Origin of the sequence: Micromonospora sp. NPDC049374 (assembly GCF_040677165.1) — a bacterium.
Taxonomy (GTDB): domain Bacteria; phylum Actinomycetota; class Actinomycetes; order Mycobacteriales; family Micromonosporaceae; genus Micromonospora.
The window spans coordinates 425167-452096 of record NZ_JBFAQH010000002.1; the positions used below are offsets into that span (position 1 = coordinate 425167).

Below are 26930 nucleotides of genomic sequence, written 5' to 3' on the forward strand. Positions count from 1 at the left end.
GGAGCCGGCCGGGCTGGAGAGCCGGCCGAGATCGTCGTGACGGGTCAGCGGGACCTAGGGGTGATCCGGTCGAGCGGGATGTCCATCTCCCACGGATCGGCTAGCAGGATGCCGTCGCTCATCCGGGCGTGTTCGACGTAGACGCGCTTCACCGGGTCGAGCCGGTGGGCGTGCACCACGATCCCCGCCTCGGTCTCGATCCGCCAGAAGAAGGGAATGTCCGCCTCGGCGTAGAGCGCCGGCTTGAGCACCCGATCGATGCTGCGGGTCCGCTCCGAGACGATCTCCACCACCAGCAGAACCTCGTTCGGCAGGTAGGAGGAGGGGTTGCGGGCAGCCGCGTCCAGTTCGGTGACCAGCAGGTCGGGAATGAGGGATCGGCTGCGGGACATCCGCACCGACACCCCCTGGGTGACGTCGAACTCGGCGGGGCAGGTCTCCTGCAAGGCGGCGCCGAGCAGCATTGCGATGGATTGGTGCAGTCGCGTGAGGGAGGGCGACACGATCAGTTGTCCGTCCAGGAGTTCACGGCGGCGGCCGTCGTCAGGCAGGCGGTCGAGGGCGTCCGTCGTCCACTCGCCCGGCGCCAGGTAGTCGTCGTGCAGCGCGGCGGTCATTGACGGGTCCTTTCCGGTGCGTCGTTCTCCCCGTGGCGACCGTACTACCGGCTACCTCCGGGGGGTGGTCGCGCGCGCCGTGCCCACAGGGCAGGATGTTCGGCATGAGCGAGCGCGAGCGAAGCGAGGCGACCGGTCTGCCCGGCAGCGGCCTGGTCAAGGGGCTCGCCGTCACGTTGAAGACGATGACGAAACGCTCCACCACGGCGCAGTACCCGGACGTCGCCCCTGAGCTGCCGCCCCGCTCGCGGGGGGTGATCGCGCTGTTGGAGGAGAACTGCACGGTCTGCATGCTCTGCGCCCGCGAGTGTCCGGACTGGTGCATCTACATCGACTCGCACAAGGAGGAGGTGGCGGTGCCGGGGGCCGCCCGGGCCCGGCAGCGCAACGTGCTCGACCGGTTCGACATCGACTTCTCGCTCTGCATGTACTGCGGCATCTGCATCGAGGTCTGTCCCTTCGACGCGCTCTACTGGTCGCCCGAGTTCGAGTACGCCGAGTACGACATCAAGGATCTGCTGCACGACAAGGATCACCTGGGCGAGTGGATGGCCACGGTGCCGCCGCCCCCGGCCCACGACCCCAACGGCGAGCCGGCCAAGGAGGAGACCGCCGCCGCGCGCAAGGCCGCCGTACCGAGCGCGCCCGCCGCCCGTCCGACCACCCCGGCGGTACGCCCTGAGCGCCGGCCCGCGCCACCCCGCGCCGCCGACGACGAAGGTACGTCCGCGTGACCGGGGTGGACGCGCTGCTGCTCGCCCTCGGCGCGGTGGCGGTCGGCTCGGGGGTGCTTGTGGTGGCCACCCGGCACCTGGTCCGTGCGGGCCTCTACCTGGTGGTCTGCCTCGGCGCGGTGGCCGGCATGTACCTGGTACTCGCCGCCGAACTGGTCGCCTGGGTGCAGGTGCTGATCTACGTCGGCGCGGTGGTGGTGCTGCTGCTGTTCGCCGTGATGCTGACCCGCGCGCCGATCGGCGCCTCCGACGACCTGGACCGCCCCGGCTGGCCGGCCGCGCTCATCGGTGGTGGTGCCGGGCTCGGGCTGGCGGCGTTGCTTGTCGACGCGTACCGCTGGACGACGGTGGAGCTGCCCGAGGCGGGCACCGCCGAGCGCCTCGGTGAGCAGGTCTTCAGCAGCTGGGTGCTGCCCTTCGAGGTGCTGTCGGTGCTGCTTCTCTCGGCGCTTGTGGGTGCCATCGTGTTGTCCCGCCCCGACATCGGCGCTCCCCGCCCGGAGACCACCGGCGCCGCCCGCCCGGAGACCACCGGCGCCGCCCGCCCGGAGGCCGCCGACGGGCCCGCCGGGGACGACGCGGCGGGCGATCGGGGGCGGTCGCGGTGAGACCGGTCATCCCCTACGTCACCGCCGCGCTCCTGTTCGGCCTCGGCATCTACGGCGTACTGCGGCGGCGCAACGCGGTGCTGGTGCTGATGGCCGTCGAGCTGATGCTCAATGCGGTGAACCTGATCCTGGTCACCGCCGACACCACGGCGAAGGCGGTGCTGCCGCACGGCGGGCAGGTCTTCGCGCTCTTCGTGATCGTGCTGGCCGCCGCCGAGATCGGGGTGGGCCTGGCGATCGTGCTCCAGCTCTACCGGATGCGGGCCAGCGTCGCCGTCGACGAGATTCCCCTGACCGAACCACACACCGCAGAACCGGTCTCCGCCACGACGAGCGGACGGGCGTCACCGGCCGCCGGAAGCGAACCGGAGGGACCGCGGTGAGCGCCACGACGTTTGGTGCGTTGCTGCCGGCCGTACCGCTGCTCGCCGGCCTGACCGGCCTGCTGCTGCCTCCGTCGCCGCGGGGCGCGGCCATCGGTGCGGCGACCGCCCGCCGGGTGGCCGCCACCGTCGGTGTGGCCGCCGCGACCGGTGCCCTCGCCCTGGCGGTGGCCCTGCTGGTCGCCCTGGACGGCCCGGCCGAGTCCTCGACCACCTGGATCGAGCTGGGCGGGCTCACCGTCACCCTCGGGGTACGTCTCGACGGTGCGGCAGCCCTGGTCGCCGTCGCGGTAACCGCGGTCGCCCTGGCGGTGCAGATCTACTCGACGGGCTATCTCCGGCAGGGGCCGCCCGACGAGCCCGACCATCGCTACCCGCCGTACGCGGCGCAGGTCAGCCTCTTCACCGCCGCGATGCTGCTGGTGGTGGTCTCCGGGGACCTGATCCTGCTGCTGGTCGGCTGGGAGGTGATGGGGCTCTGCTCGTACCTGCTCATCGCCCACGACCGGCGGCTGCCGGAGGCACCGGCAGCCGCGATGAAGGCGTTCCTGGTCACCCGGGTCGGCGACGTCGGCTTCCTGCTCGGCATCGCGTTGCTCGGCGTCTCGGCGGGCAGTTTCCGGATCGCCGACGTGCTCGCCCACGACCACGGCAACGCCACGCTCACCGCGGCCTGCCTGCTGCTGCTCGCCGGGGTGGCCGGCAAGAGCGCCCAGTTCCCGCTGCACACCTGGCTGCCCGATGCGATGGCCGGACCGACCCCGATCTCCGCCCTGATCCACGCCGCCACGATGGTGGCCGCTGGCGTGTACGCGGTCACCCGGCTGTGGCCGCTTTTCGAGGCCACCCCGACCGCGCTGGTCGTACTCGGCGTGATGGCCTCGGTGACCCTGCTGCTCGGCGCGCTGGCCGCCACCGCGCAGGATGACATCAAGCGGGTACTCGCCTGGTCGACGGTCTCGCAGATCGGCTACATGACCGGGGCACTCGCCGTCGGATCCCCGCCGGCCGCGCTGTTCCATCTGCTCACCCACGCGGCGTTCAAGGCGCTGCTGTTCCTCGCCGCCGGTGCGGTGATCCACGCCGTCGGCACCACGCTGATGTCCCGGATGGGCGGGCTGCGGCGCGGCATGCCGGTGACCTTCTGGTGCACCCTGATCGGGCTCGGTGCGCTGGCCGGCGTACCGCCACTCTCCGGTTTCTGGAGCAAGGAAGGGGTGCTCGCCGCCGCCGAGCAGGCCGCCCTGCACGGCGACGGCCCGGCACCGGCCTGGGTGGGCTGGCTGGTGTGGCTCGCCGGGCTGGTCGGTGTCGCCGTCACCGCCTGGTACGCCACCCGGCTGCTGCTGGGCACCTTCCTCGGTACGCCCCGCGCCCCGCTGGCCGATCCCGGGCACCGGGCGGCCGGCGCGCCGCACGACCCGCCGGCCGTGCTGCGCTGGCCGGTGCTGGCGTTGGCCGTGCCGGCGGCGCTGCTCGGCCTGGCCGGCTTTCCGGGCTGGTTCTCCCGCCAACTGCAACCCACCCCGCCGGCTAATTCCGACGCCATGTCGGACCTGATGCCGTCGGACGGGCTGATCCATCTCACCCCGACCGTGCTGCTGCCGCTGGCGTTGCTCGTGATCGGCGCCGGACTGGCGTGGGTCGGTTGGCGGCGGGGCGGCGGTGCCGACCCGGTGGCGACGCTCGGTCCGCTGCGGCCGGTCTTCGCCCGCGCGTTCCGGCTCGACGACGTCCAGCACACCCTGGTCGTACGGCCCACCACCGCGATGGCGCGAACAGCGCGTATCGCCGACGAGCGGGTGGTGGACGGTGCGGTCACCGGCACCGGACGCGCCGCCCGTGCCCTCGGCGGCGGGTTGGGCGTCCTGCACCGGGCGGCGTTGCCCCGGGCCGCGGCCGCGGTGCTGGCCGGCGCGCTGCTGATCGGCCTGGCCGCGGCCCTGATCGGAGCGACGGCATGAGCGAGCGCCAGCGAGCGGATCATCAACTCAGCGAGCGCCAGCGAGCGAACCATCAACTCGGCGTCTCGGTGCCGCGCGTCGGCCCGCAGGTCAGCGGAGGGCGGGCATGAACACCGGGGAATTCCTGCTGGTCTCGGTGCTCGCGGTGCCGGCGCTCGGCGCGCTGGCGGTGGCGGCCACGCCCCGCGACCGGGCGGCCCGGATCGTGGGCACCGTGGCCGCCGCGCTGACCCTCGTCGCGACGGTGTGGCTGCTCGCTGGCCGGGACACCGCCTGGTCGACGTACGCGCCGCAGGGCACCGCCGGAGCGGTGCGTCCCTGGCATTCGATCGACCTGCCCTGGGTGCCCGGGCTGGACCTACGCTTTCACCTGGGCGTGGACGGCATCTCCTGGCCGCTGGTGGTGCTCACCGCTCTGCTCACCCTGCTGTGCTGCGGCTACAGCCTCTGGCGGGTGCCGGGCGGCGGCGACGGCCGGGCCCTGGTGGCGTTGCTGCTGGTCGTCGAGGTCGGCATCCTCGGCACCTTCCTCGCCCTCGATCTGGTGCTGTTCTTCCTCTTCTTCGAGGTCGTCCTGCTGCCGATGTACGCGATCATCGTCGGCTGGGGAGGCGACGGCACCGACCCGGCGGCGCTGGACGCGCGGCGGCGGGCGGGGCGGAAGTTCGCCCTCTACGCCCTGTTCGGTTCGGTGCTGCTGCTGGTCGGCGTGTACGTCGTGGTGGCCGCCGCCGGCACCGCCGACGTCGTGGCGCTGACCGGCGGCACGGAGCTGTCCCGTACCACCCAACTCGCCGCCTTCACCCTGCTCGCGCTGGCCTTCGCGGTGAAGAGTCCGCTGTGGCCGCTGCACTCGTGGCTGCCCGACGCGCACACCCAGGCACCGACGGTCGGCAGCGTGCTGCTCGCCGGGGTGCTGCTCAAGATGGGCACGTACGGTCTGATCCGGGTCGCCGTCGGGGTGGCCCCCGAGGGTGCCCGGTGGGCGGCACCCGTGCTCGGTGTGCTCGCCGTCGCCGCCATCCTGGTCGGCTCGCTGGTCTGCCTGGCCCAGACGGAGCTGAAGCGGCTGATCGCGTACTCCAGCGTCGGGCACATGGGCTTCGTCCTGCTGGGAGTCGCCACGCTGACCGCCACCGGCATCCAGGCGGCGCTGATCGGCAACGTCGCCCACGGCATCATCACGGGTCTGCTGTTCTTCCTGGCCGGGGCGATCAAGGATCGAGCCCACACCGGCGAGCTGAGCGAGTTGTCCGGGCTGCGGGAGACCGCCCCGCGGCTGTCCGGGCTGCTCGCGTTCGCGGCGGTCGCCTCGCTGGGGCTGCCCGGGCTGGCCGGCTTCTGGGGTGAGGCGTTCGCCGTGGTCGCCGCCGTCGAGTCGGGTGGGGCGCTGTGGACCACGCTGGCGGTGCTGGCCGCGATCGGCGGGGCACTGACGGCGGCGTACCTGCTGCGACTGTTGCGGCGGGTGACCCATGGCGAGCCCACCCCGGCGGTCGCCGCGCTCGGGCCCGGGCTGGCCGGGGTCGAACTGGCTGCCTGGGCACCATTGGTGCTGCTCGCGCTGGCCGTCGGGCTGGCTCCGACGTTGGTGCTGGGCGTCGCCGAAGCCCCGGTCGAGGCCCTGGTGGGAGTGCTGCGATGAGCGAGCGTAGCGAGCGAGTTATTCGGCTCGGTGCGGTGGTGGCTCGTCGTGACGCCGAGCGGAGCGAGGTGGCGCGATGAGCGAGCGTAGCGAGCGAGTTATTCGGCTCAGTGCGGTGGTGGCTCGTCGTGACGCCGAGCGGAGCGAGGTGGCGCGATGAGCGAGTCGAGTCTGGTGCAGGCCGTCGACCACGTGGCGCTGCTGCCGGCGTACCTGGCCGCCGGGACGGCGGTGCTGGTGCTGCTGGTGGACCTGCTGGCGGCCCGGCCGCCGGCCACCGTCGGCACGGCGGTCACCGGGGCGGTCGCCACCGCGGTCGGCGCAGGGGTGGTCGGTTCGGGAGCCGAACGACGCACGTTCTGCGTCGGCACCGACTGTTCGTACGTCTTCGGCGGCCGGGCCGCCCTGGTCGCCGCCCTTGTGGCGCTGCTCGTGCTCGGCGTGCTGGCGTTGTCCGGGCCGCTGCTGCGGGCCGGGAACACCCCGGTGGGGGAGTACTGCTTCCTGCTCGCCTGCTCGATGACCGGCGGCGTGGTGCTCGGCGCGGCCGGCGACCTGATCACCCTGATCGTGGCGGTGGAGGTGCTCACCCTGCCGCTGTACGTCCTGGTCGGGCTGCGCCGGGGCAGCCTGGCCAGCGCCGAGGCGGCGGTGACCTTCTTCGTGGTCAGCGTGGTCGCCACCACACTGACCCTGCTCGGCGCCGCGCTGCTCTACGCGGTGACCGGCGGGCTGCACCTGGAACGGCTGGGCACCCTCCTCGCCGACGAGGCCTTGCTCGACCTGCCGTTGACCACGGTCGCGGTGACGCTTGTGGTGGCGGGACTGGCGTTCAAGGTGGCGGCGGTGCCGTTCCACGCCTGGGCGCCGGCCACCTACGACGGGGCACCACTGCCGGTGGCCGCGTACCTGTCGACCGCGTCGAAGCTCGGCGGGGTGATCGCCCTGCTGGCGGTGGTGCGGTACGCGCTGCCGCCGGAGGTGACCGGGCCGGTGCTGGCCCTGGTCGCCGCGCTGACCATGACCGTCGGCAACCTGGTGGCACTGCGCCAGCGGCGTACCGTCCGGCTGCTCGCCTGGTCCTCGGTGGCCCAGGCCGGCTACATTCTCGCCCCGCTCGGCGCGCTGGCCCTGACCACCGACGCGGACGCCCGCACCGCCGTGTACGCCGCCGCCCTGGCGTACGCCGTTTTCTTCGTGCTGCTGGAACTGGCCGCCTTCGCCGGCGTGGTGGCCCTGCGCCCGGCCGGCGCGGACGGCGGCAGCCTGGAAGACCTGCGCGGTGCGGCACGGCGGCACCCGTGGGTCGGTGCCGGGCTGGCGTTCGCGCTGATCGGCCTCGCCGGCCTGCCACCCGGCCTGGCCGGACTGTTCGCCAAGGTGACGGTGGTCCGGTCGCTGCTCGGCGGCGGTGCCGGCTGGCTGGCCCTGGTGGTGGCGGTCAACGCGGTCATCGGCCTGGCGTACTACCTGCGGGCCGCCGCGTTGCTCTACGCCCCGGCCGGGGACCTCACGGCCCCTGTCGCCCGACCCGCCCGCGCGGTGGCCGCGGCGCTGGCGGTGGCGACCGTGGTGGCCCTGGTCGTCGGCTTCGCACCGCAGGTCGTGCTCGATCTCGCCGGGAGCTGAACCCGGGCCGGCCAGCGCGCCATCCGCCCCTCAGGTAACTCTCAGTCATGAGACGGATGGTTGACGGGTACCGGTGTGTTGTACCGGTCAGCGGATCCCGGCATCCGTGCACCGAAGGAGTGATCGTGCACCACAACCGTCTGAAGACCGCCGCGCTGCTCGGCCTGCTCACCTCGCTGATCCTGGCGGTGGGCTACTGGTTCGGCGGCAGTGGCGGACTGGTCATCGCCGTTCTCGTGTCGCTGGTGATGAACGGCGTCACGTACTTCTACTCCGACAAGCTGGCACTTCGCTCGATGCGGGCGCAACCGGTCAGCGAGGCACAGTTCCCCGAGCTGTACCACATGGTTCGGGAGTTGGCCGCCGAGGCCCGGCAGCCCATGCCCCGGCTCTACGTGAGCCCGACCGCCCAGCCCAACGCGTTCGCCACCGGGCGCAACCCGCAGAACGCGGCCGTCTGCGTCACCCAGGGGATCGTCGAGCTGCTCGACTACCGCGAGCTGCGGGGCGTCATCGGTCACGAGCTGTCGCACGTCTACAACCGGGACATCCTGATCTCCAGCGTGGCCGCCGGCCTGGCCGGCATCATCACCATGCTGGCGAACCTCGCCCTGTTCATTCCGCTGGGCGGCAACAGCGACGAGGACGGCCCGAACCCGCTGGTCCTGCTGCTCACAATCATTCTGGGGCCGATCGCGGCCACCGTCATCCAACTGGCGATCAGTCGTAGTCGCGAGTTCCAGGCGGACGCCTCGGGTGCCGAACTGACCGGGGATCCGCTGGCCCTGGCCAGCGCTCTCCGCAAGATCCACATGGGTGCCCAGCGTCGGCCGTTGCCGGCCGAGGGGCAGCTCACCAGCACCGCGCACCTCATGATCGCCAACCCGTTCCGGGGCGGCGGGGTGGCTGCGCTCTTCGCCACCCACCCGCCGATGGAGCAGCGGGTCGCCCGGCTGGAGCAGTTGGCGAGTCAGCTGGGCCCGGTGCGCTACCAGCGCTGACCTGCCCCGGCCAGCCGGGGCCGGCGCGCCTCCGCCGCTGCCCGATCATCACCGTCGCCGCCCGCGCCCGGTCCGCCCGGCGCGGGCGGCACCGTCTCGTCGGGGGTGGAAGGGCGGCGCGAGTTGCGGTATGTCGGCCGCTCGGACGCGGTTCGAGAGAGCAGATTGCGGCATCCCGGGAACCGGGAGCAGCCGTGCGGACATGCCACCCGACCTCGACGTCCTGCTCGCAGACGGGCTTGCGGCGTGCTGTGCCGGGCGACGACGCCAGGAAGACCGTCGGCAACCTCGGCACATCCGCCACCGGGGGTGGGTGAGCGCCACCACAGACCTGGACCGGGTGGTCGGTCGAGCGTGGGGCGTTAGGGTCTAACCGAGTCTCGCTCATTACATTTCGTGGAGGTCCGCTGTGGCTGGGCTGCGCCGGTATCTGGCTGTCTGGCAGATTCCGGGCGCACCGACCCTGCTGATCACCGGCATCATCGGACGACTCGGGATCGGCATGACGCCGCTCGCGCTGCTGCTCGTCGTCGAAGGGGTGACCGGACGCTACTCGTTGGCGGCCGTGGCCGGCGGCTGTTACGCCCTCTCCGGTGCCGCGCTGAGCCCGGTGGCCGGCCGGATCGCCGACCGGATCGGTCCCACCCCGGTGCTCCTCGGCACCGCGATCGCCCATCCGCTGGCCCTGATGGGGCTGCTCTGGGCGGCCCGCGCCGATGCCGCACCCTTTGCGCTGGTCCTGCTCGCTTCGGCGGCGGCCGGTGGGACGTACCCGCCGATGACCGCCGCGATCCGTGGCGCCTGGAACGGGCTGACAAACGTCGACTCCGGTCGGTACCACCTGCGCAATACCGCCCTCGCCGCCGAAACCACCCTCTTCGAGATCGTTTTCGTGCTCGGTCCACTGCTGGTGGCCGGGTTCGTACTGGTCGCCGACGCCGGGGCGGCGCTGGTCGGCGCCGCGGTGGTGACCCTGGTCGGCACCCTGTCGGTCGCACTCGGCCAGGCCATGCGCGGCTGGCGTCCGCACTCCCGGGAACATCATGCCCGTGGCCTCGGTCCGCTTCGGGTCGCCGGCTTTCCGGCGCTGCTGCTCTGCGTGGCCAGCATCGGCATCGCCTTCGGGGCGGCCGGCGTGACCGTCCCGGCATTCGCCACCCGCTACAACCCCGACGACCCGAACGGCCTCGCCGGCGTGCTGCTGGCTGTCTGGGGCGTCGGCAGCGCGATAGGCGGCTTCTGGTTCGGCGTCCGCCGGCCGGCCCGCAACATGACCCGCCTGTTCGCCTGGCTGCTCGCCGTGCTCGCCGGCAGCTTCGCCGTCTTCGCCGTGATGCCCACGCCGGGCGCGCTGGGCACCGCCCTGCTGTTCGGCGGGGCCGCCATCGCTCCCGCGCTGACCCTGGAGAACACCCTGGTCGGGCGGATCTCGCCGAGCAGCATGCTGAACGAGGCGTACACCTGGGTGGTGACCATGTCGGTCGGTGCGAGCGCGGTCGGCGGCGCCGTTTCCGGCCTGATCGTCGACCATGCCGGCGGGGTGCCGTGGGCCTTCCTGTTCGCCGGGGCCGCAGTCGCCGTCGGGGCGGCGGTCGCCGCGTTGCCGGCCGGCCCCATCGCCCGCGCGGAGGCCACCGCCGTCCGGGCCGAGCAGCCCGCCGCGGCCTGACCCGCGCCATCATGGGTACGACGACCGGATGTTCCTCTTCTTCTCCAACCGGATCGGCTGTCTTGGCTCGATCCTGGTCAGCGCGATCCTGACGGTCGTCCTGCTGCTGATCTTCACCCGTTGATCCGGACCCGACGCGTGCTCCGCGTATCGGTGCTCCCGTAGATCCGCACGAGGCGACGTTGACGATCATGGCGGACGTGGCGCAGCTCCGCCGGGACCGCCTCGGTGCCGGCGCGGTTCCTCGTCGTCGTGCGCTAGTGCTGAACCGCGCCGGCCGGTAGGCCGCCTGCGTGCGAGGGGAGGGCTTGCGGGTGGCCCGGGCTTCCGGCCAGGGCCGGCCGCCGACGAAACCGGGTTTCCCCGGCCGCACGCTGGGCGGTAGCCTCCCGCGCCGAGGAGGCGAGTCATGGAGCTGACCGCGCTGGGCCCGACCCACCCGGCCGTCGTGGCGAGCTGGTCGACCTCACCGGAGGAGAGCCGTCGCTGGTGCTCACGCGACCGGGTGACATCGGAGGACGTCAGGCGCTGGGGCGACGAGCCCGACGTGCTCGCGTACCTCGCGCTCGTCGACGGAGAGCCGGCCGGCTACGGCGAGCTGTGGCTCGACGACGCCGAGGCCGAGGTGGAGTTGGCCCGCCTCATCGTGGCCCCGGCGCTGCGCGGTCGGGGCCTGGGCCGCCGGATGGTCGCTCTGCTCACCAACCTGGCCCGGGACCACCACCCGGCGGTGCTGATGCGATCGCACCCCGACAACACTCCGGCGCTGCGGTGCTACACCGCCGCCGGCTTCGAACTGGTGCCGCCGGACCAAGCGGACGAGTGGAACGAGGGCCAACCCGTCCCGTACCTCTGGCTGCGGCACCGGCGCGACGACTGAACCCCCGGACGCTCTGGAGATCACACCAGATCCGCGGCAACGCGACCTCGGCGGTCACGGCTGGCGGTTTCCTCCGCGCCTCAAGCCGCGGAGCGCAACAGCCGCTGGTAACGACTGACGGCGCGGCCGGTCGAGACGACTCAGCGGTAGTTGGTGAACTGGAGGGCCACGCCGAAGTCCTCGGCCTTGAGCAGCGCGATGACCGCCTGAAGGTCGTCCCTCTTCTTGCCGGTGACCCGCAGCTGGTCGCCCTGGATCTGAGCCTGGACGCCCTTGGGGCCCTCATCGCGGATCTTCTTGCTGATCGCCTTCGCCTTGTCCTGATCGATGCCCTGGATCACCTTGGCGTCGAGCTTGAAAACCTTGCCCGACGGGCGCGGGTCGCCCGCGTCCAGCGACTTCAGCGAGATGTTCCGCTTGACCAACTTCTCCTTGAACACGTCCAACGCGGCCTGGACCCGCTCCTCGGTCTCCGCCTGGAGGCTGATCGCCTCCTCGCCCGACCAGGAGATTCCGGCGCCCGTTCCCCGAAAGTCGAACCGCGTCCCGAGCTCCTTCTCCGTCTGCCGGAGGGCGTTGTCGACCTCCTGACGGTCGACCTTGCTCACGATGTCGAACGACGGGTTCGCTGCCATACTCATGCTCCTGCTGTCCGGCTGGTTTGTGATCCTTTAGCCCTGGTTGCCCAGGGGTACGAACCCTGACGGTACCCGGTTGCGGCGGCAACGGGTGGAGCCGCTATCCTTGCTTCCGCTGCCGCGCCACGGCGCGGTGGTACGCCCTGGCGGGTTGCCCGAGCGGCCAATGGGAGCGGACTGTAAATCCGTCGCGAAAGCTACAGAGGTTCGAATCCTCTACCCGCCACCAGGTGTGACAACGGCCCCTGACCAGCAGAGATGCTGATCGGGGGCCGTTTCTGATTGGTCCTGTTCTGCGTCTCGTCGGATGCTGCCGACTGCGCTGGATCGGGCTGCGTGATCTGCGCTCGGCGTCCCTGGTCGCTGCCGATGGCCAAGATCCAGGGTGGCCGACCGACCCGTGGACGCGTCGCGGGTCGTGCCGACCCGGACTCGGCCTGTTGCCGGTGGGCCACCTAACGTGTTTGCATTGGCGGGGTGGCCCGACGGGCTGCGAGCGGCCTACGCCGCCGCATCGACGCACGGTACGGCGGGGCGCGTCGGAAGGGCGGCAGCGAAGCGCGTTGTCGGCCGCCAAGTTGACAGTTGCATCGGCCGTTGTCCGCTAGATCCGCTACTTCAGGTAAGGGAATAATGGGCGCTTGGCGTCTTCTTCGAGCCGGGCGGCCGACTCAACCACCCTGACCTGCTCGAATGTCCGCCTGTGGGCTGCCAATCTGCCACCAGGCGCGATCTTCCGCGCCAACATCGGATGCCTGAGCTTTTCACCGACCAAGCGCCTGTGGCACCATCGGGGGGCCTCCATCACGGTTGCGACCCCCACTAGGAGCACAGATGTCTGCTCGACGCTTGGGCCGGCTGTTCGGCTCCATCACCTTGGTTGCCGGTCTCGTCGTTGCGGCGGTTGCCGCCGCCGACGCTCAGTTCGTGACGTCCGGCATCGACTGGACCATGCCGGCGCTGGGCTCGCTGCTGCCCTGACGGGCGATAGCTCCTTCGCTCGGCTACTCCCAACCGACGAGGGGAGCTATGACGTCTCGTCCGCGTTCCGCTCCTCGACAGACGGAGCACGCCTGGCTCATCACCGGACCGTTGGCGCTCTGTGCCGTGGTGGTCTGCCTGTTGCTCGGGTTGACAGTTGACACGGCGCTGGGGGAGCTTCCGGCCACCGTGCTACTAAGTGTGGCGATGGCACTTGCCGCCATCCCGACCATTAGCGTCGTGATCCGGCGACAGGCGTTCGATGTCTTCCCCACTGAGATTCCGCTTGTCGTCGCGCTGTTCGTGCTTCCGCCGTTGTCGGTGGTCCTGGCTTACACGGTGGCCTCGCTCGCGATTCAGGTGCGTCGCAGGCTGCTGCCGGTGAAGCTCTGGTTCAATGTGGCCGGCGCTGCGGCGGCAACCTCTCTGGCCGCAGTCGTCTACACGGTGCTGCCGACGTCTGCGGCCGCCGAACCGGCCACCTGGGCCGCACTGCTCGCCGCCGTCGGCACCCACACCATGGTTCAGCTTGCAGCCCTGGCTGGGGTCTTCACCGTGGTGCAAAGCTGGCAGGCGAGCCGTGAGCTGATTCGGGCCGCCAGCCTGCCGATGTTGCTCGGGGTCACGATCAACCTCTCCATCGGACTGTTGATCATCATTGCCTGGCGGAGCAATCCGTGGTCTCTCTTGATCTTTGCCGGCCTGGCCGTGGCGTTCGCGTTGGTGTACCGCTCCTACGCGCAGTTCCTCCGGCAGCACCGCACCCTGTCGGAGATGTACGAGCTGACCAAGGCGATCACCGAGAGCGGGCCTGAAGGCAACCTCATCGACGTACTGCTGGTCCGCATCCGAAGCCTCATGCAGGCGGAATCCGCCACCCTCTGGCTGCCGGCTCAGGGTCGCCACCCGGAGGTGCTGCTGACCGCTCAGGAGGGCAAGCCGGGGCTTTTGGACTCCACGCCCGGCCCAGCGGCGCTGCGCGCTGCCGCCCTGGCTCGTCAGGAGACGGTGGCGGTGAGCAACCGTCTGGCCGGCGATCCGGAGCTGCGGGAGGCGCTGGAACCGACGTCCGTCAAGGAAGTGATCGCCGTGCCGTTGCGGTCGGGCAAGGCGGTCATCGGCACGCTGGAGGTTGCCAACCGGCTCGGCGACACCAACTTCTTCCGCACCGCCGATGTCACAGTCTTCGAGACGGTGGCGGCGCACGCCGCGGTGGCGCTGGAGAACTCCCGCCTGGTGGACCGGCTGCGGCATGACGCGTACCACGATGGGCTCACCAAGCTGCCCAACCGCCGCCGGATCCTCGGCGCGCTGGCGGAGGCGGTGCGGATCCGAGCTCCCGGCGAGGTGGTTGCGCTGCTGTTGTTCGACGTCGACCGGCTGCGGCAGGTCAACGAGGCGCTCGGTCACGCGGCTGGTGACAGAGTGCTGGTCGAGGTGGCCGATCGGCTGCGTGGCTGCGCACCGTCGGCCGCATTGGTCGGTCGAGTCGGTGGCGACGAGTTTCTGGTGACCCTGCGGCTGGAGAGCGTTGAGGCGGCGCTGGAGTTCGGGGGCCAGTTGCGGGAGCAGATCCGCGACGAGATGGTCTTCGACGCCCTGACCTTGGACGTGGACACCGCAGTCGGCGTGGTGGTGCACCCGGACCACGGCAGCGACGCGGCCACCCTGCTGCAACGGGTGGACGTGGCGGCGACCGTGGCGAAATCGGCCCCGGGGAGTGTGCAGCTGTACAACCCCGCGCTGGAATCCCGTTCGCTGCATCGGCTCGGGCTCGCTGGCGACCTCCGCAGCGCCCTCGACAACGACGAGTTGGAGATCTATTACCAACCCAAGGTGACCTTGCGGCACCGCCGGCTGGTCGGGGTGGAATGCCTGGCGCGCTGGGAGCATCCGACCCACGGCACAGTGGCGCCGAGGGATTTCGTCGCGGTGGCCGAGCACACCGGCCAGCTCGGCCGGCTCACCGAGTTCGTGCTCCGGGAGGGGTTGCGGCACAGCCGGGACTGGGCGCACGGCGGCCAGTCGCTCGCCGTCGCGGTCAACGTCTCCGCGCGTACGCTCACCGACCAGCGCTTCCCGGAGCAGGTCCGGGAGCTGCTCGAGGAGTACGGCGTTCCGGCGCAGCTGCTGACCCTGGAGATTCCGGAAGCCGGCGTGCTGGACGGCACCGAGCGCCCGATCCCGACCCTGCGCCGTCTGCGGGATCTGGGCGTACGGCTCTCTGTGGACGACTTCGGCACCGGCAGTTCCTCGCTGGCCCACCTGCGCCGCCTGCCGGTGCACGAGGTGAAGGTCGACCACTCCTTCGTGCAGGGCATGGCCACCGATCCCGGAGACCTGGCGATCGTCAACGCCGTGGTCACCCTGTCCCAGCAGTTCGGTCTCACCGTGGTGGCCGAGGGCGTGGAGAGCGAACTGACTCTGGAGCTGCTCCAGGACATCGGGTGCGAGGTCGGCCAGGGGTTCCTGTTCAGCCGTCCGTTGCCGTTCGAGCGCCTGGAGGCGTGGTTCGGTGCCCAGATCGACCCGGAGTCGATCTCCAGCAGCGAGCTTCCGAGACTGCGCGTGGTGCCTTGAGCTGGGCGTACGGCGTCCCTGGGGATCCGATTTCACCAGCACGATCGGGCCGTGTACTCTTACCTCTGCGCGGGCACAGAGTGATCGCGCAGGCCCCCTTAGCTCAGTCGGCAGAGCGTCTCCATGGTAAGGAGAAGGTCTACGGTTCGATTCCGTAAGGGGGCTCAGAGGGTCCGGCTGGGCCCACCGCGGCGGTGTAGCTCAGATGGCAGAGCAAGCGGCTCATAATCGCTGTGTCGCCGGTTCAAGTCCGGCCACCGCTACTCTCGTCCGCCCCGGAGTATCTCCGGTGGTCGGTGGGACGGGCGCCACAGGCGCCCGCTTTGCGTGTCCGACCAGGTGGCGCGTAGGCTTCACCGCCGTAGTTGTATCCGTTAGCGAGGAAGGCACTCCGCCGTGGCGAAGGCGACCGATGTCCGGCCGAAGATCACTTTGGCGTGTGTGGAGTGCAAGGAGCGCAACTACATCACGCGCAAGAACCGCCGTAACGACCCGGACCGCATCGAGCTGAAGAAGTTCTGCCCCCGGGACGGGCGGCACACCCTGCACCGCGAGACGCGCTGAACCTGTCCGGGCCGATCGGCCCGGCTCCGCACGTGTCATGATCGCCGGTCCGCAGCGGACGGCGCGGCTGAGCCGACGCCGACTGCTGGGATCGGCGATCGTGCTTTGCGTGTAGGTTCGCGGCATGCCCCTGGACCAGTCTTTCGTCGGCCGGACCTATCCGCCGACCGCCCCCTATCAGGTGGGCCGCGAGAAGATCCGCGAGTTCGCGACCGCGATCGGTGCCACCGATCCCGCCCACCACGATCCGGAGGCCGCCCGCGCGCTGGGACACCCGGACGTGGTCGCGCCGCCGACGTTCCCGGTGGTGATCACCATGGCCGCCAGCCGCCAGCTGATCGAGGACCCGGCGCTCGGCATCGACTACAGCCGGGTGGTCCACGGCGACCAGCGGTTCGCGTACACCCGGCCGGTGGTGGCCGGCGACGAACTGGTCTGTGTCAACTCCGTCGAGGAGATCACCAGCCGTGGCGGTCACGAGTTCCTGACCACCCGGACCGACGTCAGCACGACCGCCGGCGAGTCGGTGGTCGCGGTCTGGTCCAAGCTCGTCGTACGCGGGGAGGCGTGACGTGGAACTACCCACCCAGACGTTCCGGGTGACCCGGGCGGACCTGGTCCGTTACGCCGGTGCCTCGGGCGACTTCAACCCGATCCACTGGAGCGACCGGTTCGCCACCAAGGTGGGTCTGCCCGGTGTGATCGCCCACGGCATGTTCACCATGGCGCTCGTCGGTCGGGCGGTCACCACCTGGGCCGGCTCGCCCGACGCGGTGGTCGACTTCGGTGTGCGGTTCACCCGCCCGGTGGCGGTCCCTGACGACGACACCGGCACCGAGATCGTGGTGACCGCGGTGGTCCGTGAGGTGACCGACGCAGGTCTGACCAGGCTGGACGTGACCGCCACCTGCCTCGGTGAGAAGGTGCTCTCGCAGGCGCGGGCCACCGTGCGCACGGCCGGCTGACCAGCACCGTACGGCGCGTCGGGTAGACCGGTTGGGAAAGTCGGGTCGCTACCCGTACACTGGTCCGCCGTGGGGCAAGTGACCCCTGCCTGGTCGTGTGAAAGTGTGACCGGGTGGGGCGAGCGTTGCCGCACAGGGGTGTAGCTCAATTGGCAGAGCAGCGGTCTCCAAAACCGCAGGCTGCAGGTTCAAGTCCTGTCACCCCTGCGCCTCAGGCCTGACCGTTCCGTGGGTCGCGCCGCCTTCTGGTGGCGTCCGGCCCGTGGTGGTGGCATCGGCGGGGAGGTTCCGAGGCATCGGGCCCTTCCGGTTGATCCGCCGGCCGCGGCCCGTCCCGGGACGGTTGGTCCGGCTGGCGTGACCAAGCGCCGCGCACGCGCACCGCGTGCGACACCGACATCCCGCGACGGAGGGCGAAGTGGCCGACAACAAGCGGCGCGGCGAGGACGCCGACGACGAGCGCCTGAATGACGAGGTCGTCAACGACAGCGCCGACGACGACGCCACCGACGCGAACGAGCCGGTTTCCCGAGGCGGCACCGCTACCCGTGAGCGGGCCAAGGCGGATTCCGCTTCCAGCAAGGTGGGCCTGTTCGGTCGCATCGCGCGTTTCATCCGCGAGGTCGTGGCCGAACTGCGTAAGGTCATCTGGCCGACCCGCAAGGAGCTGCTGACCTACACGGCGGTGGTGATCGCGTTCGTCACGGTGATGCTGACGATCGTGGCCGTCCTGGACTACGGCTTCGCCAAGGGCGTGTTGTGGGTCTTCGGCAACCCCAGCTGACCGGCTGACACGTGCGATAGTGACGGAAGTGAGCAAGCGTGCCTGAGTACGACGAGACCGCCGAGACCCCGGACGAGCAGTCCACGGTGGCGACGGCGGCTGGTGACGAGTCGGTCGAGGCCGCCAGCGAGCCGGAGTTCGCCATGACCGAGCCCGCTCCCGAGGAGGACTTCGACCCGGTCGCGGAGCTGCGGCAGAAGCTGCGCTACGCGCCGGGCGACTGGTACGTGGTGCACTCGTACGCCGGCTACGAGAACAAGGTCAAGACCAACCTCGAGACCCGGATCACGTCCCTCGACATGGAGGACTACATCTACCAGGTCGAGGTGCCGACCCGGGAAGAGGTCGAGGTCAAGAACGGCAAGCGTTCCCAGGTGCAGGCCAAGGTCTTCCCCGGCTACATCCTCGTCCGGATGGAGCTGACCGCGGAGTCCTACTCCTGCGTACGGAACACTCCCGGGGTCACCGGCTTCGTCGGCGCAACCGACCGGGCCGATCGTCCGGCGCCGCTGAGCCTCGACGAGGTGCTCAAGTGGCTGGCACCCGCCGTCGAGACCGAGCAGAAGAAGGCCAAGCCGGAGGTCAAGGTCCTCGACTTCGAGGTCGGCGACTCGGTGACGGTCACCGACGGCGCCTTCGCCTCCTTGCCGGCGACGATCAGCGAGATCAACGCCGACCAGCAGAAGCTCAAGGTGCTGGTGTCGATCTTCGGCCGGGAGACGCCGGTGGAGCTGAACTTCAACCAGGTTGCCAAGATCTGAGCCGTCGGCGCTGGCGGCGGGCAACCGCCGCCGGTCGTCGTCGTTCGTCCGGTTCACCCGCCGAGGTCAACCTCCGTGGCTGCCGGGATCCAGGTCTGCGCTACCCTAGAACGTCGCCGCCGTCGCATGCGCGCTGACCGTGCGCGCCTCGACGGCGGTGTCGTGTGAACCTTTCCCAGTTCCAAGCCCCAGGAAGAGACATGCCTCCGAAGAAGAAGCTCGTCAAGACGTTCACGCTTCAGCTGCCGGCGGGCCAGGCCACTCCGGCGCCGCCGGTCGGTCCCGCGCTCGGTCAGCACGGCGTGAACATCATGGAGTTCTGCAAGTCGTACAACGCGCAGACCGAGTCGCAGCGGGGCGACATCGTGCCCGCCGAGATCAGCGTGTACGAGGACCGGTCCTTCACCTTCGTGCTGAAGACCCCGCCCGCCGCCCGGCTGCTGATCAAGGCTGCCGGTGTGCAGAAGGGCTCGGGCGTTCCGCACACGCAGAAGGTCGGCTCGGTGACCCGCGCCCAGCTGCGGGAGATCGCCGAGAAGAAGATGGCCGACCTCAACGCCAACGACATCGACCAGGCTGAGAAGATCATCGCCGGCACCGCCCGGTCGATGGGCCTGAACGTCACCGACTGACGTCGGCCACACCGCCGACCCGTACGGATCGTGGGAGGGCGCGCGAGCATCGCGGCCCGCCAGAGACCACAGGAGTAGACAGAACATGCAGCGCAGCAAGAGCTACCGCAAGGCCGCCGAGGCCATCGACAAGTCGAAGCTCTACACCCCCGTCGAGGCCGTCAAGCTGGCCAAGGAGAGCACCGCCACCAAGTTCGACGCCACGGTCGAGGTCGCGATGCGCCTCGGCGTCGACCCCCGCAAGGCGGACCAGATGGTCCGCGGCACGGTCAACCTGCCGCACGGCACCGGTAAGACCGCCCGCGTGATCGTCTTCGCCGCCGGCGCGAAGGCCGAGGAGGCCGTCGCCGCCGGTGCCGACGAGGTGGGCACCGACGAGCTGGTCGCCCGGATCCAGGGCGGTTGGCTGGACTTCGACGCCGCGATCGCCACGCCCGACCAGATGGCCAAGATCGGCCGGATCGCGCGGATCCTGGGCCCGCGCGGTCTGATGCCGAACCCGAAGACCGGCACGGTGACGATGGACGTCACCAAGGCCGTGTCGGACATCAAGGGCGGGAAGATCACCTTCCGGGTGGACAAGCACTCGAACCTGCACCTGATCATCGGTAAGGCCTCGTTCTCCGAGGCCCAGCTGGTCGACAACTACGCGGCCGTCCTCGACGAGGTGCTGCGGGCCAAGCCGTCGGCCGCGAAGGGCAAGTACCTCAAGAAGGTCACCCTCACCACCACGATGGGACCGGGCGTACCGGTCGACCCGAACGTGGTGAAGAACCTGCAGGAGGGCTCGGCCGACAGCTGAGCACGACGCACCGACGCGGCCCCGCCACTCGTGGCGGGGCCGCGTTCGTCTGTCGGCTGTGGCAGGCTCGCGGCATGTGGCTGGAGGACATCGGGCTGCGGTATCACCGGCGCGGTCCGTGGGTGCTGCGGCAGGTGACGGTACGCGTGGCGGCGGGCGAGGCGGTGGTGGTGCTGGGCCGCAACGGTGCCGGCAAGTCGACACTGCTCCAGCTCGCCGCCGGGGTCCTGCGACCGTCCCGGGGGCGGGTGCTCGACCGGCCGTCGGTCGTGGGCTGGGTGCCGGAGCGCTTCCCGGCCGACCAGCCGTTCACCGTCGACGGTTACCTCGCGGCGATGGCCCGGATCACCGGCCTGTCCCCGTCCGCGGCGGACCGTACGGTGCGACGCTGGGTCGACCGGCTGGGCCTCGGCCCGTTCCGCACCGCCCGGCTGTCCCAGTTGTCGAAGGGCACCGCGCAGAAGGTCGGCCTGGCCCAGGCCCTGCTGCGTCCGCCCGGTCTGCTCGTCCTCGACGAGCCCTGGGAGGGCCTGGACGCCGCGGCGCGTGAATTGGTCCCGCAGGTGGTCGACGAGGTGTTGACCGACGGCGGGTCGGTGCTGGTCAGCGACCATCGCGGGGAGACGGTCCGGCTGCCCGGCGCGCGGGAGTGGTTGGTGGCCGACGGGGCGGTGGTCGAGCGGGCCCCGTCGGGCGATGCGGCGGTCGCGGTGGTCGAGCTGGAGGTTCCGGTCGGGCAGTTGCCGGCCACCGTCGCCCGCTTACGCGCCGAGGGCCATCACGTCCTGCGGGTACGCGGCCAGAGCGCATCACCCGAGGCCACGCGGCCGGGGGTGGGACCGTCGTCCGAGGTGGCCCGGTGACCGATCTGGTGCGGTTCCGGCTCGCCGGCTTCCTGCGTACCGGACGGGCGCTGGCACCGTTCCTGGCCGGCCTGCTCGCCCTCGGCATCCTGTACGGCGGTGGCCGGGCCCAGCCCGCGGAGGCCTACGGCGTATCGGCCGTGGTGCTCTTCCCCGTGCTGGCCTGGCAGACCAAGATCCTGCTGGACGTGGAACCGGATGTGCAGCGCCGGCTGACCCTGGTCGCGGTCGGTGCGGCGCGCGAGCAGGCGGCCGGCCTGGTCGCCGCGGTGGTGGCTGGTCTCGGTCTGGTGATGATCGCCCTGGTCTTTCCGTGGCTGGTCGGCGGGGTGACTGGTCCGAGCCTGCCCGGTGACCGGTCGATTCCCGCAGGTGTGGCGCTCGGTCTCTGGGCGCACCTGCTCGCTCTGCCGGCGGCCGTGGTGCTGGGCGCGCTGGCCAGCCGGGCGATCACCCGCAGTGCCGGCTACGGTGTGGCGGTGCTCACCCTCGGTGCGGTCGGCGCGCTGGTGCTCGGTTTCTCGGGGTCGGTCGCGCCGTGGCTGGCACCGCCGCTGCTACCCACCGCCAGGGCACTGGTCGGCCCGCTGTCCGGGTCGACCGCGCTGCTGCTGACGGCGTGGGCGCTGGTCTGGGCGGCGGTGGTGCTGACCGGCTACGCCCGCGCCCGCACTCGGCGCGCCTAGCGGGGTGGTCGAGTCCTCGGTCGAGCCGAGGCGGGGGCGGGGACCGCCGCGGCCGGCCGGAGACGTCGACGTATGTGCTGGTGCGAGCCATCGGCCCGGGCCGACCGTGGCCGCCGCCCGGGCGGTCCGGGGGCGATTTGGCGGTCGCCGCAGGTGTCGCGTAGCCTGATGGGCGAAGTTCCACCCAGAGACCGCTGGTCACCGTGCCCCGGCACGGTCGAAGGTCCCGCGAAGACGGGCGACCCGCGTAGGGCGGCAAGCGACATCGGCAGCATCGTGTGGTCCGCCGACCATCTGATTTCCGCCGTCCTCGCCCCGTGCGCCCTGCGCCGGGGCTTTTCTGTTGCCGCGACACCTCCGCACCGTCACAGGCGTTCGCCTGCGACGGTGACCAGCCTCGAGCAACGAGAGAGGAGGGACATGGCGGACAAGCCGATCCGGGCCGACAAGGCCACGGCCGTCGCAGAGCTGACCGAGAGCTTCCGGAGCGCGGGTGCCACCGTGCTGACCGAGTACCGCGGTCTGACGGTCTCCCAGCTCACCCAGCTGCGGCGCTCGCTCGGCAAGGAGACCAGCTACACGGTTGCCAAGAACACGCTGGCCAAGCGTGCCGCGGCGGACGCGGGCATCTCCGGCCTCGACGAGCTGTTCACCGGTCCTACCGCGCTGACTTTCGTTTCGGGCGACGTCGTCGAGGCGGCGAAGGGCCTTCGCGACTTCGCGAAGGCCAACCCGAAGCTCGTCATCAAGGGCGGCGTCTTCGAGGGCAAGGCCATTTCCGCGGCCGAGGTCACGAAGCTCGCCGACCTGGAGTCCCGCGAGGTACTGCTGGCCAAGCTGGCCGGCGCGATGAAGGGCAACCTGAGCAAGGCCGCGGCCCTGTTCCAGGCCCCGCTGTCGAAGACCGCCCGCCTGGCGGCCGCCCTGCAGGACAAGCGCGAGAAGGAAGGCGCCGAGGCGGCCTGAGGCCGTGTCGACGCACCACGTTCTTTAGTTTGAACCATTAGGAAAGGACGCCAGACATGGCGAAGCTCAGCACCGACGAGCTGCTCGACGCGTTCAAGGAGATGACGCTGATCGAGCTCTCCGAGTTCGTGAAGCAGTTCGAGGAGACCTTCGAGGTCACCGCCGCCGCCCCGGCCGCGATGATGATGGCGGGTCCGGCCGCCGGTGGCGCTGCCGCCGAGGCCGAGCCGGAGAAGGACGAGTTCGACGTCATCCTCGACGCCGACGGTGGCAAGAAGATCCAGGTCATCAAGGTCGTGCGTGAGCTGACCGGCCTGGGCCTCAAGGAGGCCAAGGACCTGGTCGAGGCCGCCCCGAAGCCGGTCCTGGAGAAGGTCAACAAGGAGACCGCGGACAAGGCCAAGACCAAGCTCGAGGGCGAGGGCGCCAAGGTCACCCTCAAGTGACCTGAGCCCCACCTGGCCGTCCCGGCTCGCACGAACCGGGCACGCCACGTCGCGGCGGGCGGCGATCCGACAGTGGATCGCCGCCCGCCGTGTTCGTGGACCAGCCCGCAACCGGCGTGAGCAGGGCGTCGAACCCGGTCCACGGCGCGCCGACCCGGGCCGGCGGACTCGCTCGTGCGTGGGAAAGAGCGCCCGATGCCGACAAGGGCTCTTGACGCGGCACTGGACTGCCAGGCACGCTGACATCAGCAAGACCTTCCGCGCTTGCGACGGCCACCGCGCGGGTAATGCGACGGCAGCACCACTCGCCATGCAGACCCGGGCGGCCCGGCAGGGACGTTGCGTTCCGAGCGGCCCGGTGCGACCCGTTCGTGGGGTCCCGAGGCACGTTCCGCAACAACCTGCGGGGTGGGCTGGACAGCGGTTAGCCTCTCGGCTACACTGCTAGTTTGCGCTGCCTTCCGACTTGACCCCTGCTCGGAAATGTCCGTTTGTGGATATTTTCTGGTGGGGTCATTGGAGTGCACGCGTACCAGCCGTTCTGCAGCACCGGTCCTCGGAAGGACGCATCTTGGCAGCTTCCCGCCCTGCGAAGACCAGTCGTACGTCGAGCGCATTCGCTCCCCGCCGAGTTTCCTTCGGTCGGATCACCGAACACCTCGAGGTCCCCAACCTCCTCGCCATTCAGAACGAGTCCTTCGACTGGCTCGTCGGCAACGAGGCTTGGCAGGGCCGGTCGGCGGACGACCCGCACGCACGCTCGGGTCTCGCGGAAATTCTCGACGAGATCAGTCCCATTGAGGACTTTTCCGGCACTATGTCGCTTTCCTTCTCGGCGCCGCGCTTCGACGAGGTCAAGGCCTCGATCGAGGAGTGCAAGGAGAAGGACCTCACCTACTGCGCGCCACTGTTCGTGACCGCGGAGTTCACCAACAACACCACCGGCGAGATCAAGAGCCAGACGGTGTTCATGGGTGACTTCCCGATGATGACGCCCAAGGGCACCTTCATCATCAACGGCACCGAGCGTGTGGTGGTCAGCCAGCTCGTCCGCTCGCCGGGCGTCTACTTCGACAAGCAGCCGGACAAGACCTCCGACCGCGACCTCTCCAGCGTCAAGGTCATCCCGAGTCGGGGTGCCTGGCTGGAGTTCGACATCGACAAGCGCGACACGGTCGGCGTTCGCATCGACCGTAAGCGTCGGCAGGCCGTCACGGTGCTGCTCAAGGCCATCGGATGGTCGGCCGAGCAGATCCGTGAGAAGTTCGGCTGGTCCGAGCTGATGATGACCACGCTCGAGAAGGACCACATCGCCGGCCAGGACGAGGCGCTACTCGACATCTACCGCAAGCTGCGCCCTGGCGAGCCGCCGACCCGCGAGAACGCCCAGACCCTGCTCGACAACCTCTTCTTCAACCCGAAGCGGTACGACGTAGCCAAGGTCGGTCGGTACAAGTTCAACAAGAAGCTCGAGCTGGACGTGCCGATCACCACCGGCACGCTGACCGAGGACGACATCGTCGCCACCGTGGAGTACCTCTGCCGGCTGCACGCCGGTGAGGAGGGCTACGAGGCCGACGACATCGACCACTTCGGCAACCGGCGGCTGCGTACCGTGGGCGAGCTGATCCAGAACCAGGTTCGGGTCGGCCTGTCCCGGATGGAGCGGGTCGTCCGCGAGCGGATGACCACCCAGGACGTCGAGGCGATCACGCCGCAGACCCTGATCAACATCCGTCCGGTCGTCGCCGCGATCCGGGAGTTCTTCGGCACCTCGCAGCTGTCCCAGTTCATGGACCAGACCAACCCGCTGGCGGGCCTGACCCACCGGCGACGGCTGAGCGCGCTCGGCCCCGGTGGTCTGTCCCGGGAACGGGCCGGCTTCGAGGTCCGCGACGTGCACCCGTCCCACTACGGACGGATGTGCCCGATCGAGACGCCGGAAGGCCCGAACATCGGTCTGATCGGCGCGCTGTCCACCTTCGCCCGGGTCAACCCGTTCGGCTTCATCGAGACGCCGTACCGGAAGGTCATCGACGGTCGGGTCACCGACCAGATCGACTACCTGACCGCGGACGAGGAGGACCGGTTCGTCAAGGCGCAGGCCAACGCCCCGCTGCGGGCCGACGGCACGTTCGCCGAAGACCGCGTCCTGGTCCGCCGTAAGGGTGGCGAGACCGAGGACGTCACGCCGGCCGCCGTGGACTACATGGACGTGTCGCCGCGGCAGATGACCTCGGTCGCGACCGCGATGATTCCGTTCCTCGAGCACGACGACGCGAACCGGGCCCTGATGGGCGCGAACATGCAGCGCCAGGCGGTGCCGCTGGTCAAGGCCGAGTCCCCGCTGGTCGGCACCGGCATGGAGTACCGTGCCGCCGTCGACGCCGGTGACGTGGTCGTGGCCGAGGTCGGTGGCGTGGTCGAGGACCTCTGCGCCGACTACATCACCGTCCACCAGGACGACGGCCACCGCCGGACGTACCTGCTGCACAAGTTCCGCCGCTCCAACGCCGGCTCCTGCGTCAACCAGAAGCCGGTCGTCTTCGAGGGGGACCGGGTCGAGGCCGGCCAGGTCATCGCCGACGGTCCGTGCACCGACGAGGGTGAGATGGCGCTCGGGCGAAACCTGCTCGTGGCGTTCATGACCTGGGAGGGGCACAACTACGAGGACGCGATCATCCTGTCGCAGCGCCTCGTGCAGCAGGACGTGCTCACCTCGATCCACATCGAGGAGCACGAGGTCGACGCCCGGGACACCAAGCTCGGCCCGGAGGAGATCACCCGCGACATCCCGAACGTCAGCGAGGAGATGCTCGCCGACCTGGACGAGCGCGGGATCATCCGGATCGGCGCCGAGGTCGTCCCTGGCGACATCCTGGTCGGCAAGGTCACGCCCAAGGGCGAGACCGAGCTGACCCCGGAGGAGCGGCTGCTTCGCGCGATCTTCGGTGAGAAGGCGCGCGAGGTTCGGGACACCTCCCTGAAGGTGCCGCACGGCGAGACCGGCACGGTCATCGGCGTGCGTACCTTCTCCCGGGAGGACGGCGACGAGTTGCCGCCGGGCGTCAACGAGCTGGTCCGGGTCTACGTCGCTCAGAAGCGGAAGATCCAGGACGGTGACAAGCTCGCCGGCCGCCACGGCAACAAGGGCGTCATTTCCAAGATCCTGCCGGTCGAGGACATGCCGTTCCTGGAGGACGGCACCCCGGTCGACATCGTGCTCAACCCGCTGGGTGTGCCGAGCCGGATGAACATCGGCCAGGTGCTGGAGACTCACCTGGGCTGGGTGGCCAAGACGGGCTGGCAGGTCGAGGGCGACGACGCCGAGTGGAAGCGACAGCTCCAGGGCATCGGCGCCGACTCCTCCGAACCGGACACCAACGTGGCCACCCCGGTCTTCGACGGTGCCCGCGAGGAAGAGATCTCCGGTCTGCTCGCCTCGACCCTGCCCAACCGGGACGGTCGGCAGCTGATCGGCTCCTCCGGCAAGGCACAGCTGTTCGACGGCCGTTCCGGTGAGCCGCTGCCAGACCCGATCGCGGTCGGCTACATCTACATCCTGAAGCTCAACCACTTGGTCGACGACAAGATCCACGCTCGTTCGACCGGCCCGTACTCGATGATCACGCAGCAGCCGCTGGGTGGTAAGGCGCAGTTCGGTGGTCAGCGTTTCGGTGAGATGGAGTGCTGGGCGATGCAGGCCTACGGTGCCGCGTACGCCCTGCAGGAGCTGCTGACGATCAAGTCCGACGATGTTCTCGGCCGGGTGAAGGTCTACGAGGCCATCGTCAAGGGCGAGAACATCCCGGAGCCGGGCATCCCGGAGTCGTTCAAGGTGCTGCTCAAGGAGCTGCAGTCGCTGTGCCTCAACGTTGAGGTGCTCTCCAGCGACGGCGTGGCCCTGGAGATGCGCGAGACCGACGACGAGGTGTTCCGGGCTGCGGAGGAACTGGGTATCGACCTGTCCCGGCGCGAGCCGAGCTCGGTCGAGGAAGTGTGAGGTAGGTGGTGGGTCTGGGGCGGCGCAACCCGCTCCGGGCGGTCAGGCTTGATCCCTTCGCGGGTCACGCCGCCCCAGACCCCTGCCGGGAGAGCTAGCTAGAACCAAGACACGACACGAGGGATATAA

Annotated in this window: 25 protein-coding genes and 4 tRNA genes; 27 read left to right on the forward strand and 2 right to left on the reverse strand. The window is 70.2% G+C overall.

From position 1 onward, the window contains the following. Positions 1 to 44 precede the first annotated feature (44 nt). Positions 45 to 617 carry a Uma2 family endonuclease gene (locus AB0J93_RS05345; protein WP_363918374.1) on the reverse strand — a complete coding sequence of 191 codons (573 nt, stop codon included), beginning with the start codon at positions 615 to 617 and terminating at the stop codon, positions 45 to 47. Positions 618 to 712: 95 nt separating this feature from the next. On the opposite strand from AB0J93_RS05345, the gene AB0J93_RS05350 reads away from it, so the two are divergent. The 9 genes from AB0J93_RS05350 to AB0J93_RS05390 all read left to right on the forward strand — a co-directional run bounded on the left by AB0J93_RS05350 (position 713) and on the right by AB0J93_RS05390 (position 11130). Further along, complete coding sequence (locus tag AB0J93_RS05350; protein WP_363918376.1) at positions 713 to 1351, forward strand: NADH-quinone oxidoreductase subunit I; 639 nt, start codon at positions 713 to 715, stop codon at positions 1349 to 1351. Further along, the gene (locus AB0J93_RS05355; RefSeq protein WP_363918378.1) at positions 1348 to 1959 is read left to right on the forward strand and encodes an NADH-quinone oxidoreductase subunit J; all 612 of its coding nucleotides are present in this window, start codon (positions 1348 to 1350) and stop codon (positions 1957 to 1959) included. Before AB0J93_RS05350 ends, AB0J93_RS05355 begins: the two co-directional genes overlap by 4 nt. After that, positions 1956 to 2342: an NADH-quinone oxidoreductase subunit NuoK gene (gene nuoK, locus AB0J93_RS05360; RefSeq protein ID WP_363918380.1), complete on the forward strand. Its 387-nt coding sequence runs from the start codon at positions 1956 to 1958 to the stop codon at positions 2340 to 2342. Before AB0J93_RS05355 ends, nuoK begins: the two co-directional genes overlap by 4 nt. Then, entirely contained in the window at positions 2339 to 4306 is a 1968-nt protein-coding gene (locus AB0J93_RS05365) for an NADH-quinone oxidoreductase subunit L (RefSeq protein ID WP_363918382.1), read from the forward strand. Before nuoK ends, AB0J93_RS05365 begins: the two co-directional genes overlap by 4 nt. A 106-nt stretch (positions 4307 to 4412) precedes the next feature. Then, entirely contained in the window at positions 4413 to 5951 is a 1539-nt protein-coding gene (locus AB0J93_RS05370; protein WP_363918384.1) for an NADH-quinone oxidoreductase subunit M, read from the forward strand. 156 nt (positions 5952 to 6107) lie between these two features. Beyond that, on the forward strand, positions 6108 to 7580 hold the full coding sequence (locus tag AB0J93_RS05375) for a proton-conducting transporter membrane subunit (protein ID WP_363918386.1): 1473 nt from the start codon (positions 6108 to 6110) through the stop codon (positions 7578 to 7580). Positions 7581 to 7705: 125 nt separating this feature from the next. Beyond that, positions 7706 to 8581: a zinc metalloprotease HtpX gene (gene htpX / locus AB0J93_RS05380; protein WP_363918388.1), complete on the forward strand. Its 876-nt coding sequence runs from the start codon at positions 7706 to 7708 to the stop codon at positions 8579 to 8581. Positions 8582 to 8990: 409 nt separating this feature from the next. Then, positions 8991 to 10250 (forward strand): MFS transporter, encoded by a 1260-nt coding sequence (locus tag AB0J93_RS05385; protein ID WP_363918390.1) that lies wholly within the window; start codon positions 8991 to 8993, stop codon positions 10248 to 10250. 409 nt (positions 10251 to 10659) lie between these two features. After that, on the forward strand, positions 10660 to 11130 hold the full coding sequence (locus AB0J93_RS05390; protein WP_363918392.1) for a GNAT family N-acetyltransferase: 471 nt from the start codon (positions 10660 to 10662) through the stop codon (positions 11128 to 11130). A gap of 140 nt (positions 11131 to 11270) precedes the next feature. Here the strand turns inward: AB0J93_RS05390 and AB0J93_RS05395 are convergent, their stop codons facing one another. Next, a complete protein-coding gene (locus AB0J93_RS05395; protein WP_363918576.1) occupies positions 11271 to 11765 on the reverse strand; it encodes a YajQ family cyclic di-GMP-binding protein in 495 nt (164 codons plus the stop codon). A 148-nt stretch (positions 11766 to 11913) separates the two neighbouring features. Between AB0J93_RS05395 and AB0J93_RS05400 the strand changes: the two genes are divergently transcribed. The 18 genes from AB0J93_RS05400 to AB0J93_RS05485 all read left to right on the forward strand — a co-directional run bounded on the left by AB0J93_RS05400 (position 11914) and on the right by AB0J93_RS05485 (position 26801). Beyond that, positions 11914 to 11997, forward strand: a tRNA-Tyr gene (locus AB0J93_RS05400). A 605-nt stretch (positions 11998 to 12602) separates the two neighbouring features. Then, complete coding sequence (locus AB0J93_RS05405) at positions 12603 to 12749, forward strand: hypothetical protein (RefSeq protein ID WP_363918394.1); 147 nt, start codon at positions 12603 to 12605, stop codon at positions 12747 to 12749. Positions 12750 to 12797: 48 nt separating this feature from the next. Next, positions 12798 to 15329: a bifunctional diguanylate cyclase/phosphodiesterase gene (locus tag AB0J93_RS05410; RefSeq protein ID WP_363918396.1), complete on the forward strand. Its 2532-nt coding sequence runs from the start codon at positions 12798 to 12800 to the stop codon at positions 15327 to 15329. Between the two features lie 92 nt (positions 15330 to 15421). Further along, positions 15422 to 15494: transfer RNA gene (locus AB0J93_RS05415), tRNA-Thr, on the forward strand. A gap of 25 nt (positions 15495 to 15519) precedes the next feature. After that, positions 15520 to 15592: transfer RNA gene (locus AB0J93_RS05420), tRNA-Met, on the forward strand. Positions 15593 to 15725: 133 nt separating this feature from the next. Continuing rightward, on the forward strand, positions 15726 to 15893 hold the full coding sequence (gene rpmG, locus AB0J93_RS05425; RefSeq protein ID WP_093403583.1) for a 50S ribosomal protein L33: 168 nt from the start codon (positions 15726 to 15728) through the stop codon (positions 15891 to 15893). A 124-nt stretch (positions 15894 to 16017) separates the two neighbouring features. Then, on the forward strand, positions 16018 to 16464 hold the full coding sequence (locus AB0J93_RS05430; RefSeq protein ID WP_093403585.1) for a MaoC family dehydratase N-terminal domain-containing protein: 447 nt from the start codon (positions 16018 to 16020) through the stop codon (positions 16462 to 16464). 1 nt (position 16465) lies between these two features. Further along, the gene (locus tag AB0J93_RS05435) at positions 16466 to 16858 is read left to right on the forward strand and encodes a MaoC family dehydratase (protein ID WP_093403586.1); all 393 of its coding nucleotides are present in this window, start codon (positions 16466 to 16468) and stop codon (positions 16856 to 16858) included. A gap of 134 nt (positions 16859 to 16992) precedes the next feature. Next, positions 16993 to 17065 (forward strand) — tRNA-Trp (locus tag AB0J93_RS05440). 211 nt (positions 17066 to 17276) lie between these two features. Continuing rightward, complete coding sequence (secE, locus tag AB0J93_RS05445; protein WP_363918399.1) at positions 17277 to 17642, forward strand: preprotein translocase subunit SecE; 366 nt, start codon at positions 17277 to 17279, stop codon at positions 17640 to 17642. A gap of 38 nt (positions 17643 to 17680) precedes the next feature. Then, complete coding sequence (gene nusG, locus AB0J93_RS05450; protein ID WP_363918401.1) at positions 17681 to 18403, forward strand: transcription termination/antitermination protein NusG; 723 nt, start codon at positions 17681 to 17683, stop codon at positions 18401 to 18403. A gap of 200 nt (positions 18404 to 18603) precedes the next feature. After that, the gene (gene rplK / locus AB0J93_RS05455) at positions 18604 to 19035 is read left to right on the forward strand and encodes a 50S ribosomal protein L11 (protein WP_363918403.1); all 432 of its coding nucleotides are present in this window, start codon (positions 18604 to 18606) and stop codon (positions 19033 to 19035) included. Between the two features lie 85 nt (positions 19036 to 19120). Continuing rightward, complete coding sequence (gene rplA / locus AB0J93_RS05460) at positions 19121 to 19837, forward strand: 50S ribosomal protein L1 (protein ID WP_093403592.1); 717 nt, start codon at positions 19121 to 19123, stop codon at positions 19835 to 19837. 74 nt (positions 19838 to 19911) lie between these two features. Further along, positions 19912 to 20700 (forward strand): ABC transporter ATP-binding protein, encoded by a 789-nt coding sequence (locus tag AB0J93_RS05465; RefSeq protein WP_363918405.1) that lies wholly within the window; start codon positions 19912 to 19914, stop codon positions 20698 to 20700. Continuing rightward, the gene (locus AB0J93_RS05470; protein WP_363918407.1) at positions 20697 to 21386 is read left to right on the forward strand and encodes a hypothetical protein; all 690 of its coding nucleotides are present in this window, start codon (positions 20697 to 20699) and stop codon (positions 21384 to 21386) included. Before AB0J93_RS05465 ends, AB0J93_RS05470 begins: the two co-directional genes overlap by 4 nt. A gap of 420 nt (positions 21387 to 21806) precedes the next feature. Continuing rightward, positions 21807 to 22352, forward strand: coding sequence for a 50S ribosomal protein L10 (gene rplJ, locus AB0J93_RS05475; protein WP_013735964.1), 546 nt, complete (start codon positions 21807 to 21809; stop codon positions 22350 to 22352). 56 nt (positions 22353 to 22408) lie between these two features. Then, entirely contained in the window at positions 22409 to 22798 is a 390-nt protein-coding gene (rplL, locus tag AB0J93_RS05480; RefSeq protein ID WP_363918409.1) for a 50S ribosomal protein L7/L12, read from the forward strand. A gap of 571 nt (positions 22799 to 23369) precedes the next feature. Next, on the forward strand, positions 23370 to 26801 hold the full coding sequence (locus tag AB0J93_RS05485) for a DNA-directed RNA polymerase subunit beta (RefSeq protein WP_363918411.1): 3432 nt from the start codon (positions 23370 to 23372) through the stop codon (positions 26799 to 26801). Positions 26802 to 26930: the final 129 nt, after the last annotated feature.

Bases quoted from the DNA above. Each gene is read 5' to 3' on its own strand.
- AB0J93_RS05345 (WP_363918374.1), bottom strand. From the start codon at position 617: ATGACCGCCGCGCTGCACGACGACTACCTGGCGCCGGGCGAGTGGACG.
- AB0J93_RS05350 (WP_363918376.1), top strand. From the start codon at position 713: ATGTTCGGCATGAGCGAGCGCGAGCGAAGCGAGGCGACCGGTCTGCCC.
- AB0J93_RS05370 (WP_363918384.1), top strand. From the start codon at position 4,413: ATGAACACCGGGGAATTCCTGCTGGTCTCGGTGCTCGCGGTGCCGGCG.
- AB0J93_RS05375 (WP_363918386.1), top strand. From the start codon at position 6,108: ATGAGCGAGTCGAGTCTGGTGCAGGCCGTCGACCACGTGGCGCTGCTG.
- AB0J93_RS05390 (WP_363918392.1), top strand. From the start codon at position 10,660: ATGGAGCTGACCGCGCTGGGCCCGACCCACCCGGCCGTCGTGGCGAGC.
- AB0J93_RS05395 (WP_363918576.1), bottom strand. From the start codon at position 11,765: ATGGCAGCGAACCCGTCGTTCGACATCGTGAGCAAGGTCGACCGTCAG.
- AB0J93_RS05405 (WP_363918394.1), top strand. From the start codon at position 12,603: ATGTCTGCTCGACGCTTGGGCCGGCTGTTCGGCTCCATCACCTTGGTT.
- AB0J93_RS05410 (WP_363918396.1), top strand. From the start codon at position 12,798: ATGACGTCTCGTCCGCGTTCCGCTCCTCGACAGACGGAGCACGCCTGG.
- AB0J93_RS05430 (WP_093403585.1), top strand. From the start codon at position 16,018: ATGCCCCTGGACCAGTCTTTCGTCGGCCGGACCTATCCGCCGACCGCC.
- rplK (WP_363918403.1), top strand. From the start codon at position 18,604: ATGCCTCCGAAGAAGAAGCTCGTCAAGACGTTCACGCTTCAGCTGCCG.
- rplA (WP_093403592.1), top strand. From the start codon at position 19,121: ATGCAGCGCAGCAAGAGCTACCGCAAGGCCGCCGAGGCCATCGACAAG.
- AB0J93_RS05465 (WP_363918405.1), top strand. From the start codon at position 19,912: ATGTGGCTGGAGGACATCGGGCTGCGGTATCACCGGCGCGGTCCGTGG.
- rplJ (WP_013735964.1), top strand. From the start codon at position 21,807: ATGGCGGACAAGCCGATCCGGGCCGACAAGGCCACGGCCGTCGCAGAG.
- rplL (WP_363918409.1), top strand. From the start codon at position 22,409: ATGGCGAAGCTCAGCACCGACGAGCTGCTCGACGCGTTCAAGGAGATG.